The organism is bacterium, assembly GCA_030247525.1.
Taxonomy (GTDB): domain Bacteria; phylum Electryoneota; class JAOADG01; order JAOADG01; family JAOADG01; genus JAOTSC01.
On the sequence record JAOTSC010000021.1, the window covers coordinates 1 to 14954 of the forward strand.

A 14954-nucleotide genomic window follows, 5' to 3' on the forward strand; every position below is an offset into this window, starting at 1 on the left:
ATATAAAACAATACTGCTCCCGATGCCAACCGTAAGTAAACGCAGCAACGACCACCGCTGTTGATACTGACCTGGGGCGGCAAGCACCGCGATGCCAGTTAGAGAGACAGCTGCGAACAGCAGCGAAAACACCAATGGAATGCCGCGAACACCGAACAGAACAAACCAAACGATTGCCGCCCATACGATGGCAAGAAGAGGGAAGTATCGGTGTTGGAGTAGTTGTTTCATGGGTGAAATCGACATGTGTATATAATACGGAGGGAATTTCGTGAGACGAAGAAAGGGCGGGAAGCTCCCGCCCTATCCTACGATTGGTTTTGTCAGAGAACATCCTGAAAAGCAAGCAACTCCGGTATACCTTCCCCATTTCGAGGAAACATCGCCACTTTAAGCTTTCGGACTCCGCTGATTCCGATAAAGCGGTTACGGGCTCGTTCAAGGATGGTTTGATTATCGCTGACTGGGTTTATGTCCGGCCATACAATCACATATCGCCCCGGTTCGATTTCGTTAACATGATCGTAATCGCGTACTAAATTGGGTTGGTTGGTTAGTTTGGCTATCAAATCGCCATTCTGACCGGTATCCATCTCAATAGTGATGAAAGCGACTTGTTTGCCCAACCGCCTCGCGCGCAACAACTCACTTTTAACCGTGCCATCAAAATCGTCTTTTGGAGTTGCTCGATCGCCACGCAATATACGAGATACGACCAACAGCAAGACTGCCATGCCCAATAACGTTATTACTGCAATGTTCATGAAGTTGCTCTCACAAACGATACTAACAGATTACAGTGCAGATGCGACTAACATTCTACAAATATATTGTATTGGGTTTACACCTGCAAAGCTTGTAAGCATGCAAATAAAGAAATATCAACCTGCTAAGATTGCTAAGATTGCTTTTTGTGCATGTAATCGATTTTCCGCTTCGTCAAATACAACCGACTGCTTACTTTCGATGACTTCGTCGGTAATCTCCCGGCCGCGTTCCGCCGGTAAACAATGCATCACAATCGCATCTGATTTCGCATAGGACATCAGTTTGGTGTTTACCTGAAATGCCTGTAACCGGTTCGCATTGATATCGGCTTTGTCTTTCGCGCCCATCGAAGCCCAGACATCGGTGTACACCACATCACAGTCTTGCACCGCAGTGACAGGATCGTGAGTAATTGTAACTGTACCGGGACCTTCGCGTCGCGCTTTCTCGGTGATTGCCACGTCAGGAAGTGTATCCGGTGATGTACCGATTCGTAAATCGATTGCCCAGCGGTTTGCCGCCTCAATCCACGAGTTCGCCATGTTATTACCATCTCCAAGATACGCGATTTTCAATCCATCGATAGTACCTTTGTGCTCCAGTATCGTCTGCAAGTCAGCCATTAACTGACATGGATGCAGCAAATCGGTCAATGCGTTGATTACCGGAACATCTGCCCATTGTGCAAGCTTTACAATATCGTTTTGCGAGAATGTGCGAATGACAATACCGCCCAGATAGCGTGTCAACACCCGCGCGGCATCTTCAATTGTTTCCCGCTTGCCAAGTTCGATTTCCTTTTCCGTAATGTATAAACTATAGCCGCCCAATTCGTAAATGCCGGTCTCAAAAGAGATGCGGGTTCGGAGTGACGGTTTGTGAAAAATGCAACCGATGGTCTTTCCGCGTAACGGCTTCCACTCGTGGTCACCCTCGGTACTCCATTCGGCTTTCATCTTGATGGCAAGTTGTAATGCTTCGTCCAACTCGCCGCGTGTCCAATCTGTCATCGACAGAAAATCTTTGCTCTTCATGCCTCTTCCAATATTTTGTAACAATGATTACAGTACGACAGACATTCTTGTCTGCCGAAAACGCAAATTGAGTAGGGGCAAACCTTGTGTTTGCCCCCTTACGAAAATCATTTCAACAGCATCACTTTCTTGATGGCTTGATATTGATTCGCTTTCATTTCGACAAAGTAAACGCCGCTGCTGACTGGACGACCTTGCTCGTTCGTCGCATTCCAGAAAATACTCTGCGCTCCAGCGCTACTCATTGCCAGTGAAAATTCACGAATCGTGCGACCTTGTAAATCGAAAATCCGGAAACTCGCTAACCCGGGAGCAGCGACCCGGAACGGGATTCGCAGACTGCCGTTGAATGGATTCGGATAGGGCGTATCCAACGAGTAAACATTTGGTAATACTATCGGATCGACCGTATCCGACTGATTGGCAATTTTCACCGCGATTTCGTCAAGGAAAATGCCATCTTCCCGGAGCAAGCCGTCAGTTTTGATCCGCCAGCGGAACTGCACTCGCGAGCTGTCGAGCCAATTCGAAAGGCTGACCACAACGTGCCGCCAAGCGAATTGCATACTATCAATTTTCGTTTCCGGTAACTTCCGCCAAGTGACGCCATCATTGGTAATTTCTACCCAAGTTGAGTCGCTTTCCGGTTCCAGACCGCCCTTTATCCAGTAATTCGTCGATGCATCGGTTGCACCACGGAAATCAAAGGTGCGATTCCATTTCAACCAACCATCTGAATTCAACGGTGTTTGACCGGCGTTGTCTTCCGGTTCCGAAGGGGGATCGAAGTAAGCAGGGGTTTCGCCCATCGCATAGCTTCCTTGAAATACATCGTCCGATTCACTGGTGGTACCCCAGGGCAACACCCCTTCGGTTAACCACGCAGCAATACTACCCTCGAAACCTTCGGTGACGGTAGTTGCTGCGGGAATCAAGCGAATCGGAACAAATTGATTTTGCCGGTCGATGATGAGCTGAAACATTTTGTCTGTATAGGATGTGTGGCTCAGCGACACCCAGAATGTATCGGCAGGTAAAGTGGCGCTAAACTCCCCTTGTCCATTGGTTACATACTGCACCGGGCCGGTATCGGGATGCCAGAGTTTAACGACAGATGTTACTGGATTGTTCACATTATCAGTGACACGGAAGTTGACATTGTAACGGGGTAACGGCGTCAAAGCAACATTTCGTGTAACGCTTTGCGCATCACCTAAAATCACATTCGGTATGCGTTGAGTGATATAGCCAAACTTTCGCACTTCCATCGTGTAGCTGCCACCTAACAAAGGACGATAGAATTTGCCATAGGAATTGGTTGTGCGGGGTGCCAAAATCCTGCTATGCCGCTCAAGTATTCGTACTTCCGCCCCTGCTAAATTCGCCGAATTGGAAGCATCAGTGATTCGACCGGTTAAGTAAGAACCACTCGGATTCACTTGCAATGCGCGATTCATCATGACATACGTGCCGTCAATGAACTGACTAATCCATTGGATGGCGGTGGTATCCGGTGGTTGAATCCGATTGGGTACACCACGTGGACCTAACTCGATAAGCGTCTGTACCGAACCTTCCGCCTGATAGAACCAATCGTGAGCGCAACCATTCCTACTGCGGTTTCCACTTGGTAAATAATATGGTTCATCTTCGGTTTGTGATTCCATGACCCTGCCCATTTCAGCGGAAACCTGTTGGATCAAAGCATAGTCTGGATTTCGTTTACCATCACTGGAATTGGTTCCATTCCAATCCCACGAGAAGTAAATCCGGTTGGCAAGATTGCCGGTGCGACTTGAATGATACATAATCGAATACATCGGCTTGATACGGTTCACAAGCTGCATAATCGCTTGAGTTTCCGATTCCGAACCGGCAAACGGACCACGATAGTAATCGTAATCTTCTAATCCCATCGAGAATAAATAGGGGTGACCGCGATGCCAGTTAAATGGAAAATTCCGGTTATTATCAACGCCGCTGGTATCGTAACCCACCGCCGGATCAATCAGTAATCGGCCACTATTCCAACGGCAGTTCTTACGATATGAGATGTCTTCTACATGAGTAAAGTGGGATTGTGTACCCATCACTACATCAAGACCTTCCGGATTCATCGTTGGGATGATATACACTTCCAGTTGCAGCCGCCAGTCGCGGAACCGGGTGGGAGCGGTATTTACGTTCAAACTGCACAAATCCCGCGCTAACTGGATGGTTGTCATGACGCCCAATACTTCCTCAGCATGTATTTGACCGATAAACAATAACTTCGGTTTATCAGCGGGCTCCGGATTGCTCGCATTATTCGAGATTCGCGCACACCAGATTGGTAAACCATACTGCTGGCTGTGACCAATCGAATCGACCCGGATGAAATTTGGATAACGTGCTTGCAGATTAAGTAGGTACGCATGGATTTCATCGTTGTCCATGTACCAAGGGTCTAACTGCGAAAACGCGCTGGTAAACGGTAGGATGCTCAGCAGTATGAGCAGGATACTCTTTTTCAAAACAGACTCTCTCGCTTGATGGATGATCCGCAAGGGGTTTGGAATGGAGATGTTCATGGCGCGTCCTCCTGTTGCTGTGCTTAGTTGCTGTTAATCGACGAACGGCGCTGCCAAAGCGATCCAAAAATAATCGATGCCTCATACAAAACGATAAGTGGAATCGATAGCGCGCTTAACGTAAAAATATCGGTCGTCGGAGTTACGATCGCTGCAATGATTACAATAATAACATACGCAATCCGGCGGTAATGTCGAAAGGTTTCCGGGCTCACAAGATCGATTTTTATCAAAACCGCCATCACAATTGGTAACTGAAAGCAAACACCGAATGCAACTGCTAATAATACGACAAAGGTAACATAGGTGTCGAGTGACCAGAAAACCGTCGAGTTCCCGGTCGAGAAGCCGGCAAGGAACGCTAACGCTTGTGGCAGTAACCACCAGCACATCCCGGCGCCCAATAAAAAGAGCAGGGTCGAGGCAAGCACCAGCGGCACAACCAATCGCCGTTCTGTCGGATACAAAGCTGGTGCGACGAATCCCCACAACTGGTAGAATACCCACGGCAACGCTACAATAACCCCGCCATACAACCCGACTAAAATGTAAACGTTGAACCCTTCGGTGGGAGTGAGGACGGCAAGTTGTGCATTCGCCGGCAGCGCATCGCGGAACGGTTGCGTCAGCCATGCCAGCAATTGTTCAGAATAGTACAATCCACCGGCTGCGCCAACCAGCACACCGAGCACGGCGCGGATCAACCGCTTGCGCAGTTCATCGACATGATCCCAAAATTTTAGATCCGTGCTCATTCGTTCATAAACGCATTGCTATCAGAGTACGGGTGAACCTTGTGTTCACCCTTTATTTACTTCTGGATTTACTTCCGGTAACGATTCCACAAATACCAACCGCTCCCAGCGGAGACAACTGTCGCGATAATTCCCAAACCAACTTGCAAAAACAGAAACCAACCGATACCAAACGTTAACCCTAATACTAAGCCCAACCCGGCAAACCAGTCGATCAACACCGATTTTCCGGTTAACGTTATTGCCCCAGCTTCTTTATCAGCAAAGGTGCCGCCGAATTGCAGAATATCGTCACGCACCGGTTTCCACCACCCCGGCGGGCGTGTTCGGAGATAAAACTCGCGGAGTCGGTGCATTTCGGTCGGCTTCGTGAGATATGCTAACAAAACGGCAACAATGAGTGTCGGAAACGCGGTTAACATGAGTTTCACCGCAAATGTTGCCCAGACTGGTTTCACAAATACCCAGACCGCAGCCAACAGCGTGCTTAACAGCAACGCCGCCAATTCCGAGGTGGCATTAATCCGCCACCACAACCATCGCAAGAGATACACCGGACCAACGCCGGAACCTAACGTAATCACAAATTGAAATGCCGTTGTAACGCTTTGTGCTAAGTACGCCGCTAAAGCTCCCATCAGCAGCACAACTGTTGAAAATACCCAAGCCATCCGCAAGTAATGTTTATCGTCCGCTGTTTTGTGGAGAAACCGGCGATACACATCGTTCAAAAGGTAACTCGCACCCCAGTTAACTTGGCTGGTAACGGTCGACATAAACGCCGCTAAAAAACTTGCCAGCATGAGTCCCAATACCCCCGCTGGAAGCAGATCGACCATCATCTGCGGATACGCCATTTCCGGGTCGGCAATTGTCGGATACAGTTTCAAACTGACTAATGCAACAATCACCCACGGCCAAGTCCGAATCGCATAATTTGCGATATTGTACCAGAAGAAGCCCCCTAATGCATGCCCTTCGTTCTTTGCCGCAAGCAGCCGTTGAATCACTTTCCCGCCGCCGTCGCTATTCAGGTTTGCCCACCATTGTACAAATGCATAGACGCAGAAAGCCCCAAATGCCGCTGTTAATGCGCCATCCAATCCCCACACCGAGGGAACGAACGCAATCGGATTGGCGGGTACAACTCCTTCCGGTTTCCAATTAGCTGGATTTTGTAAAAACTGTAAGAGCGAACTGGTTCCTCCGACCGCATCGAGCGCATACACGGCCAGCACGATAGCGCCGACTTGCGCGATGATGTACTGGACGAAATCAGTGAGGATTGCGCCCCACAATCCGCCCAGTAGCGTATATATAAAGGTCACACCACAGAGTAGCGCTAACGCTGTCAGTTTATCCCAACCAAAACAGGCATACGTGATTTTCGCCATCCCCAGCATTACCCAGCCCATTCCGATGCTATTTACGAGTAACGCTAACCAGATGCCCCGAAACCCGCGCAGAAAGCCCGCAATTTTCCCACTATACCGTAACTCGGTTAGTTCGACGTCGGTCATCACGCCGGCTCGCCTCCAGAGTGGTGCTAACCAAACTGCTCCCAGCATCCCACCAATAGCAAAGCTCCACCATTGCCAGTTCTCCGCTACCCCTCCTTTACGAACGAGGTTGGTGACGTATAACGGAGTATCGGAGGAGAAACTCGTCGCAACAATGCTGGTGCCAAGCAACCACCACGGTAGCGAGCGGCCGGAGAGAAAGTACTCCTCGGTGCTGGAATTCGCGCGACGCGCCAGCGCCAATCCCGCTATCAACGAGACCGCGAGGTAGACGCTAAGTACAATCCAATCAATCGAAGTAAGCATAGTACCACTTCATGAGGTTTTTGCAACGTACTATTTGGATAGAACCAATACAACTCGTTATACTTCACCTTCTTTCGTACTGAGTTCAAATTGTAGGATGAGTTTCCTATGCAAAAATGGCGTTGCATTGTCTGTGGTTACATTTTTTACGGCGCAGAGCCGCCGGACATCTGTCCTCCTTGTGGAGCACCCAAGGAAGCATTTGAACCGATTGCCGGGGGTAAAAATAAACTCCCGATTTGGGCGCGCAAAGACGTAGAATCGTCCGAGAACCAAGCATCCTAATAGGAACGATACGCATACAAACAACGACCTATTCGTTTAGATGGTGAAGTTGTACAGTGGAAACCCGACGGTTTTCACTGTTTTTATTTTTTTACAAGTTTAATGTGAACTCCCGGTTACTTGCAATCGATATCCGGGAACGCTATAATGCGGTTTTTCATTTTGGCGATACCGCGAACAATCAAATCAATCTGGTAGAGGGGAAACCGATGGATTCGACCAACAAACGGCGCACTTCCTTGCTCTCGCTCACTTCGTATGCCAAATCGAGTAATGACTCGATGGAAAAAATCACAATGCCAACCGAGTTGTTTGGTGAAAATGTCTTCTCACTATCGACTATGAGAACACTCTTACCCAAACCGATTTACCAACACATGAAATCGATTATCGAACAAGGCACTACATTGGATACGGCGACTGCCGACGTGATTGCCAATGCGATGAAAGATTGGGCAATGGAACGCGGAGCTAGTCACTATTCCCACTGGTTTCATCCCCTGACTGGATTGACTGCCGAAAAGCATACTGCTTTCTTAACTCCCGTTGGTGAGGGGGGAGTCATTTCCGAGTTCTCCGGTAAAGACCTGTTACGCGGGGAGCCGGACGCTTCGAGTTTTCCGTCGGGAGGAATTCGTTCCACCTTTGAAGCGCGCGGCTATACCGGTTGGGATCCAACCTCTCCAGCATTCATTATGGAAGGGTTGAATGGGAAAACGCTTTGTATCCCCTCGATTTTTCTTGGATGGGGAGGACAAGCTCTCGATAAAAAAACCCCGTTGTTGCGTTCCCTCGAAGCCTTGAATAAGCAAGGGATGCGGTTATTGCGGTTGTTTGGCAACAAAACCGCCAAGCGGATTCACGCTTATCTCGGTTGTGAGCAGGAATACTTCCTCATTGATCGGATTTATTATCTCCAGCGTCCCGACTTGATAGCAGTAGGAAGAACCCTGTATGGTGCGAAACCACCAAAGGGTCAGGAACTGGAAGATCATTACTTCGGTGCAATCAAAGAGCGTGTCCTCGCTTACATGCAAGACCTTGAACACGAATTGTATAAACTGGGAATTCCAGTGAACACCCGTCATAACGAAGTGGCGCCGTCCCAGTTTGAGATAGCTCCGATTTATGAAGATATCAACTTAGCTACCGATCACAATATGTTGATGATGCAGGTAATGAAGACTGTCGCGCACCGCCACGGCTTTGAATGTCTGCTTCACGAAAAACCGTTTGCCCGCATCAATGGCAGCGGTAAGCACAACAATTGGTCGATAATGGATGATGAGGGCAATAATCTCGTCGATCCCGGTACCACTCCGTTGGAGAATGCTCAATTCCTGGTCGTGCTGGCGGCAGTCATGCGAGCGATACATTTGAATGGCGATTTGTTGCGGGTGACAGTTGCTTCAGCGGCAAACGATCATCGCTTGGGTGCCAACGAAGCGCCTCCCGCGATTATCAGTATTTATCTTGGGGCAAAGCTAACCCAAGTCGTCGAATCGATTATCGACCCAACAACTGTGGGATCGATGTTGAAAGAAACCATAAATATCGGCGTTTCAACCCTGCCGCCGCTACCAGCCCACGATTCCGACCGCAACCGGACTTCACCCTTTGCATTCACCGGAAACAAGTTTGAGTTTCGCGCAGTCGGTTCGTCGCAATCAGTTTCGATGCCCAATACCGTGTTGAATACGATTGTCGCCGATGCCTTAAAAGAAATCTGTGATGCTCTCGAAGTCGAAACGAAGGCGGGCAAGGAATTCAATGCAGCGGTGAAAGAATTGGTCAAGCGTCTTTTCACTGAACATCAGGCTGTTGTCTTCGATGGAGACGGGTACACCAGCGCATGGCACGAAGAAGCGGCAAAGCGCGGTCTACCAAATCTCAAAAACACCGTTGAAGCGACACCAGTGTTTTTGGCAGAAAAATCGAGAAAAGTATTTTCTGACCATCGCGTACTGTCGGAAGAGGAACTCGAAAGCCGCTACCACATCAAGCTGGAAAAGTTCATCAAGAACATCAATATTGAAGCGACGCTGGTTGCCCAAATTGGTCACTCGATGATAGTTCCTGCGATTTTCGAGTATCAAAAGGAGATCGCAAAATCGATTGATGAAATGAGTGAAGTGCTGGAAGATTTTCAGCCGAAGCGTCAGCTAAAACTGTTGCGCCAAGTCGCAGAAGGTTTGAATCTCTTATTGGATCGATTGGATGAATTAGAGAAAGTACATGAAGAAGCCGATTCCCATCGTGAAGAGCTGTATGAATGCTCAAAACTCTATCAAGAACGGGTGCGTCCGGCGATGGATGCCGTGCGGGAAATCGCCGATAGTCTTGAACTTATTGTCGACGATGCGCTCTGGCCACTGCCAAAGTATCATGAAATGCTTTTTGTTTCCTGATCGTTAAGAGCGCTGATATTTTTCGAAAATGGGTGAACAGCAACCGGTTCGCCCATTTTTCTTTTGCTATATTACGGCGATACTTCGCTTGAAAACGAAACAGTAAGACATGCACATGGCACTCTTCGATTCCTTAAAATCTATCTGGAGCAATACCAAAGAAGACCCGCAGGTTGTATTCACCCGTCGGCATTTTGTGGATGTCCTGAAACCGTCAACTGCCAAGAAGACTTTGAGTTTTCTATCGCGTGGTGCTCGTTCACTTCGGTTGCGAGGGCTGACAATTGTTTCCGTGAATGGTAGTAAGATGATGCAAGCCGAGATCGAAGATTGGCCGTTCCCACCTATTGTCGAAACTACCAACCGCTTTCAATTAGTCGTATCGAATTGGTGTGATGGGGAGGAGCAACGCTCGACAACTGATGTCACAATTCCAACTGATCCTGAATCAATTCCCGGTACATTACAATTCCCGTTACCTGAGCGGGTCGTCATCACGAAAATGGACTTTCTCGCTCGGCCTGACCCTGCTAAGCCATTGTTGTACCACTTCACAAAGGATGCACACAACTATCAAACGCCGGTGCTCGAAATTTCCCGACAAAGCTTTCGTTTTCGTTTACCCATCGAAATGGAACTTGCCGATGATGGTGAGTTGGTCTCCGAAGGGTATTTTGCGGTCGAAGGCGAACAGTCTACTCCGATCACTTGCTGGTGGAAACGGGTTGGCAAGATGTTGATCGAGTCCGAAATCGAGTCGATTAAACCGAAGCATCTTAGTTGGCTAATCGAGTATCTCCGGGAACGGTTTTTTGCACAAGAAATGATTTGGGATGGCATGCATGTCGCCGAATCGTTGCTGGACGAAGATTCACCCGGGGTTAGACTGAAGCGCACTAATGTCTTAAGTCAATGTAAAGCACTATGGGTCTCCGGGTTACCGCCATTTACCGATTGGTTTCCCGGCACACTTGAAGTACCGTCCAAATGGCAGAACCGTAATCCAGAAGCAATCGCACTGGAGTATGATGCTATCGTTGGAACTTCCGATGAGCTTAAGGAGTGGTTAACCCTTGAGCCTCCCCCGATTCTTCTTGAAAATTGCGCAATCATTGAGTTAGTGACAGATAAAGTTCCGTTATACCCCCACACTCTCGATTCTGTCTCAAACAACAATCCGTTGCCCTTGGACTGGCTTGCGTTGTTCGGCTGGAACGGTAGATTCGGTGAGGCTTCTCCCGTAACGGTTTATCTCTATAATGGCACACGACCTGAGCAGTATCGCTATGCAAAGCAGTTATCAAAGTTTGGTGTAGCGTTACAATGGCTTCGGAAATCAAAATTACCGTCGCAGTCATCAAATATTCTTTTTCATCCGAATCAATATACGATAGTAAAAAAACTCCTTGACGCTGCCCCAAATTTGCCTGACAAACATAAGCTTTGGGTCGTTGGTGAAAGCACTTCGCCATGGATAGCATTGGACATCCCGGCAACCGGAGACTTGTCCGAGTGGATTCTCTCTGTAAAAAAACAGTAAAACTAAACGGAGTAGAAAACTTCAAAAGTGTGAGATTTCAAAGCAAACTACCTTTCTCAGCTCGATTACTTTCTCTATCTTAACCTAACAAAACGATGGGAGTTCGCGCTTTATGCGAAAGAAAATACTGTTTGGTTTCTTAACTCTGTTATTACTTTCCGGATGTAGCATGAACCGGATTGCAATGAAGGCGACAAAACCACTTATCAGTGCAACCTTTTCACAAATACTCGATGAGCCGGATCTAATGATTGCGAAGTCGGCAGTCGAGTCCGATTTAAAACTGCTCGAAGGCATTTTAGTTCACCGACCCAAGGATCGCGAATTGCTGGAGTTAGCAGCATTGGGCTACACCGCGTATGCAATGGCATTTGCGGAAGATGATGACCCAGTTCGAGCAAGTGAGCTTTATCAACGCGGCAGGATGTACGCCAAACGGGGTCTATGTACATACGGGGTAACGGATTCATTGTTTATACTCCCACCAGAGCAACTCGAGCGGAAACTGGCTAAACTTCCGAGTAGTGCAAATGGTCTAATCGTTTGGGGAGGATTGGCGTGGGGGCTCCAAATCATTCAATCTTTGGATAATCCTGAACTTATCGCCGATCTGCCTCGAGTGACTACAATGGTGAATCTCATAAGAGAACGGGATTCTACGTATTTTTATGGGATAACCCTTTTGTTCTTTGGTGTACTTGACGGTTTTCGTCCGAAGATGATGGGTGGCAATCCGGAAGTATCGGAACAAACTTTTGATCGTTGCCGTTCGATAACAAATGGCAGGTTTTTATTGGAACGGGTGTATCGTGCCCGCTACTTGTATGTTCCGACGATGAATGAAGAAAGATTTCGTTCAGAGTTACAAGCAGTGATCGATGCCCCCATAGACTGTTTACCGAACAATCGTTTGCTGACAGCGATTGCGAAAGCAAAGGCAAAACGCTATCTCGCGCAAGCCAGCGATTGGTTTTAATGAGTTTTTAGAGTTAGGCAACCCACCTTGCGGATCACCGCAGGGAATCCTGCCTACCATCATTTATAAATTGTAGGTTGGAAACTCTTGTCCGACCAACATCGAGGGAATCGTGAAACGCATCTTCTTATTCGCGCTATTACTTTGCGCCATGGCATCAAATGCCTTCGCTCAAACTGAAATCAAGTTCGCATCGCTGGCACCTGACGGTTCCACCTGGATGAAGACGATGCGGGCACTGGGTAAAGAGGTCAGCGAAAAAACTGGTGGGAAAGTCACCTTCAAGTTTTATCCCGGCGGAGTTCAAGGTGATGAAGTTGACATACTTCGCAAAATACGAATTGGTCAGTTACATGCTGGTGGATTCACTGGTAATGGAATTGGTGAAATCTTGCCCGCAGCCCGGGTGTTGGAAGTGCCCTTCTTGTTCCACACCGAAGAGGAGTTGGATGCTGCCGTTGCCGCAGTCCAAGCTGATCTTGAACGTGGTTTTGAGGAAAAAGGTTTTGTTTTGTTAGGTTGGTCGGATGTCGGCTTTGTCCACTTCTTCTCTAAAGATCGTATCCAGACATCGAAAGACTTGATGGGAAAGAAAGTCTGGATGTGGCAAGGCGATCCATTAGCTCGTAGCCTCTTCCAAAGTTTTGGCATTACTCCAATCCCGTTGTCGGTGCAGGATGTTATGACTTCATTACAAACCGGGATGGTCGATGTCGTCTATGCCAGTCCGCTTGCTGCCATCGCTCTGCAATGGCAAACCCGAACGAAGTACGTCACTGAACAGCCGGTGACCTATGCAAGTGGTGCTGTGTTACTCTCGAAAACGGCATACAATAAATTGACTGCCGACCAGCAGCGAATTTTAAAGTCGGTTGCTGCCAAGCAATTACGAGATTTAACTGTACAGACCCGTAAGGATAACGATGCAGCATTTGCCACGCTGAAAGCGTCAGGTTTGACTGTAACACCATTCCCGTCCGATGCAGAGCTTGGAAAAATGGAAGCGATAGGTATGAAGACCCGTACCCAGTTGACTGGCACCTTATACTCGAAAGATCTGATTAATCGCGTCGAGACTGCTGTATCCAAGTATCGAGAATCGGAGTAATGTTAATGACGTTAATCTAAAGAACATTTTTATCAATTCTTGTTACGTGGATTTAGTGTTTGATGTGATTCAGTTAAAATTTAGGATGTTTTGAGTCAAACTTTTGTCGATACATCCAAAATATTGATTGCAAAAGTGACGTAAAACACCGTAGGAACAATATGATGAAATTGCGAAGCAATTCATTCGTTTCTTACTTACTTCGACCAATAAAGCGATGTAAGTATTTGTTATTTTTGACACTTGCTTTTCTTTTTGCAAGCGCGGTTCATGCTTTGCCACTGAATTCAACTTGGGAACAGGCAAACCGGGCAGCAGTCGAAGGAAAAACAACTGAAGCAATCAGGCTGTTTCGCCAATTAGTACAGAAATCTCCAAACGAATCCAAATACAGTTTTAATTTAGCGCAAATGCTAACCGAAGCGGAGCAGTACTCTGAAGCTGAAACTTACTTTAAGAAAGCGGTTTCTCAATCGAATGCTCGGCGAATACACGCCGGTTACGCATCATTTTTGTTGTCACAGAATCGTCCTGCCGAAGCCTTACCGTACGCGACTCGTGCCACCGGCGACAAAAAGGCGATTGGTAATGTTTTGCTGGCTAAGACATACCTTTCCTTGCATCAAGCGGATAATTGCAGGAGTACTTTAGTAGGTGCTTTAGCTCGTAATCCGCGTAACAATGAAGCACTTGAGCTTTTGATCCCAATCTTACTCAGATCCCACGAAACCGATTTGGCGGCAAAACTTTTGCGAGCTGCCCTGCAGAATTTTCCCGAACCGGAAGCTTTATACTGGTACGGTATGTTGGGGGTGGCGGTTCCCAATGTTACCGATGCTCCTCGGCAGTTTGAGCGTTACTTGGAACTGTATCCCCGGGGAAAACACCGTAACGACTGTATCGAGCATTTGAAGATATTAAAGCCAGCAGTCGATTATAAATCCCGAACGGACAACCATGTAAACACGTATTTATCTGCTCCCAGCAATCCAATGGGCGACCGAGTGCTTAAAGCAGGTCGAAAATGGATATATGATGTTAGATGGAAGTTCCTTCATTTGGGAAATCTAAAGATTGAGACCATTGGTCGAACAACGTTCAATGGACAACCAGCGTGGCACTTACGCTACTTCACGACCAGTAATCCGGCAATTCCCGGAATCGATTTGGATGATGTCTACGACATATTCATTGATGTTGATTTTCGTTATACCCTTAGCTATGTCGGTGCAGCTAAGCGCGACAAACGCCGATGGGATTTCAATAGCTATGCCTTTGATATTAAAGCGGGAACGTTTACCTCCCGGGCATTCGATGAAGATGGCTATTATTATCGGATAGAGCGTGACTTGCCACTCGACGCCTACGATGGCAGCTCCGTATTGAATTGGGCGCGTCGTACGGTTGCAAAAAACAAAGCCGGAAAAGCGATTACTGTGGTCGATGATGAATATAAATATTCGACAATCAAACCAGGTTTCGTCGCTGAGAATGTAAAAGTGGAAAATGTCAATCGTGGTGCGAATAAATTCAACGCCGAGATTAACTATGTCGGGATTGCTGGAATGACTGGCCGAGCGATGGGTTGGATCACCACCGACGCTGAAGCGCTTCCCGTCAAAGCTATGTTTGAAATCAAGATTGGATCGATCGAGCTCCGATTAGAAAAAGTGGAAGGATAACC

Annotated in this window: 12 protein-coding genes; 6 read left to right on the forward strand and 6 right to left on the reverse strand. The window is 47.6% G+C overall.

Annotation, left to right across the window (positions count from 1 at the left end; translation table 11 throughout):
* From OEM52_03435 to OEM52_03460, 6 genes are all read right to left on the reverse strand, one after another.
* Positions 1-231, reverse strand: a 231-nt coding sequence (locus OEM52_03435) for a hypothetical protein (protein ID MDK9699191.1), incomplete at its 3' end; no start/stop codon positions are given.
* A 92-nt stretch (positions 232-323) separates the two neighbouring features.
* Positions 324-764 (reverse strand): hypothetical protein, encoded by a 441-nt coding sequence (locus tag OEM52_03440; GenBank protein MDK9699192.1) that lies wholly within the window; start codon positions 762-764, stop codon positions 324-326.
* A gap of 117 nt (positions 765-881) precedes the next feature.
* On the reverse strand, positions 882-1802 hold the full coding sequence (gene argF / locus OEM52_03445; protein MDK9699193.1) for an ornithine carbamoyltransferase: 921 nt from the start codon (positions 1800-1802) through the stop codon (positions 882-884).
* Between the two features lie 107 nt (positions 1803-1909).
* On the reverse strand, positions 1910-4372 hold the full coding sequence (locus tag OEM52_03450) for a M14 family zinc carboxypeptidase (protein ID MDK9699194.1): 2463 nt from the start codon (positions 4370-4372) through the stop codon (positions 1910-1912).
* Positions 4373-4395: 23 nt separating this feature from the next.
* Positions 4396-5127, reverse strand: a complete 732-nt coding sequence (tatC, locus tag OEM52_03455) for a twin-arginine translocase subunit TatC (protein ID MDK9699195.1) — start codon at positions 5125-5127, stop codon at positions 4396-4398.
* 68 nt (positions 5128-5195) lie between these two features.
* Positions 5196-6953 carry a Na+:solute symporter gene (locus OEM52_03460; GenBank protein ID MDK9699196.1) on the reverse strand — a complete coding sequence of 586 codons (1758 nt, stop codon included), beginning with the start codon at positions 6951-6953 and terminating at the stop codon, positions 5196-5198.
* Positions 6954-7061: 108 nt separating this feature from the next.
* Here OEM52_03460 and OEM52_03465 point away from each other — a divergent pair, with 108 nt between their 5' ends.
* From OEM52_03465 to OEM52_03490, 6 genes are all read left to right on the forward strand, one after another.
* A complete protein-coding gene (locus OEM52_03465) occupies positions 7062-7238 on the forward strand; it encodes a hypothetical protein (GenBank protein ID MDK9699197.1) in 177 nt (58 codons plus the stop codon).
* 104 nt (positions 7239-7342) lie between these two features.
* Entirely contained in the window at positions 7343-9646 is a 2304-nt protein-coding gene (locus tag OEM52_03470; protein MDK9699198.1) for a glutamine synthetase III, read from the forward strand.
* Between the two features lie 115 nt (positions 9647-9761).
* On the forward strand, positions 9762-11186 hold the full coding sequence (locus OEM52_03475) for a hypothetical protein (GenBank protein MDK9699199.1): 1425 nt from the start codon (positions 9762-9764) through the stop codon (positions 11184-11186).
* 169 nt (positions 11187-11355) lie between these two features.
* Positions 11356-12162 carry a TRAP transporter TatT component family protein gene (locus tag OEM52_03480; GenBank protein ID MDK9699200.1) on the forward strand — a complete coding sequence of 269 codons (807 nt, stop codon included), beginning with the start codon at positions 11356-11358 and terminating at the stop codon, positions 12160-12162.
* A gap of 112 nt (positions 12163-12274) precedes the next feature.
* Complete coding sequence (dctP, locus tag OEM52_03485; protein ID MDK9699201.1) at positions 12275-13270, forward strand: TRAP transporter substrate-binding protein DctP; 996 nt, start codon at positions 12275-12277, stop codon at positions 13268-13270.
* 161 nt (positions 13271-13431) lie between these two features.
* A complete protein-coding gene (locus OEM52_03490) occupies positions 13432-14952 on the forward strand; it encodes a tetratricopeptide repeat protein (GenBank protein ID MDK9699202.1) in 1521 nt (506 codons plus the stop codon).
* The last annotated feature ends 2 nt before the right edge of the window (positions 14953-14954 follow it).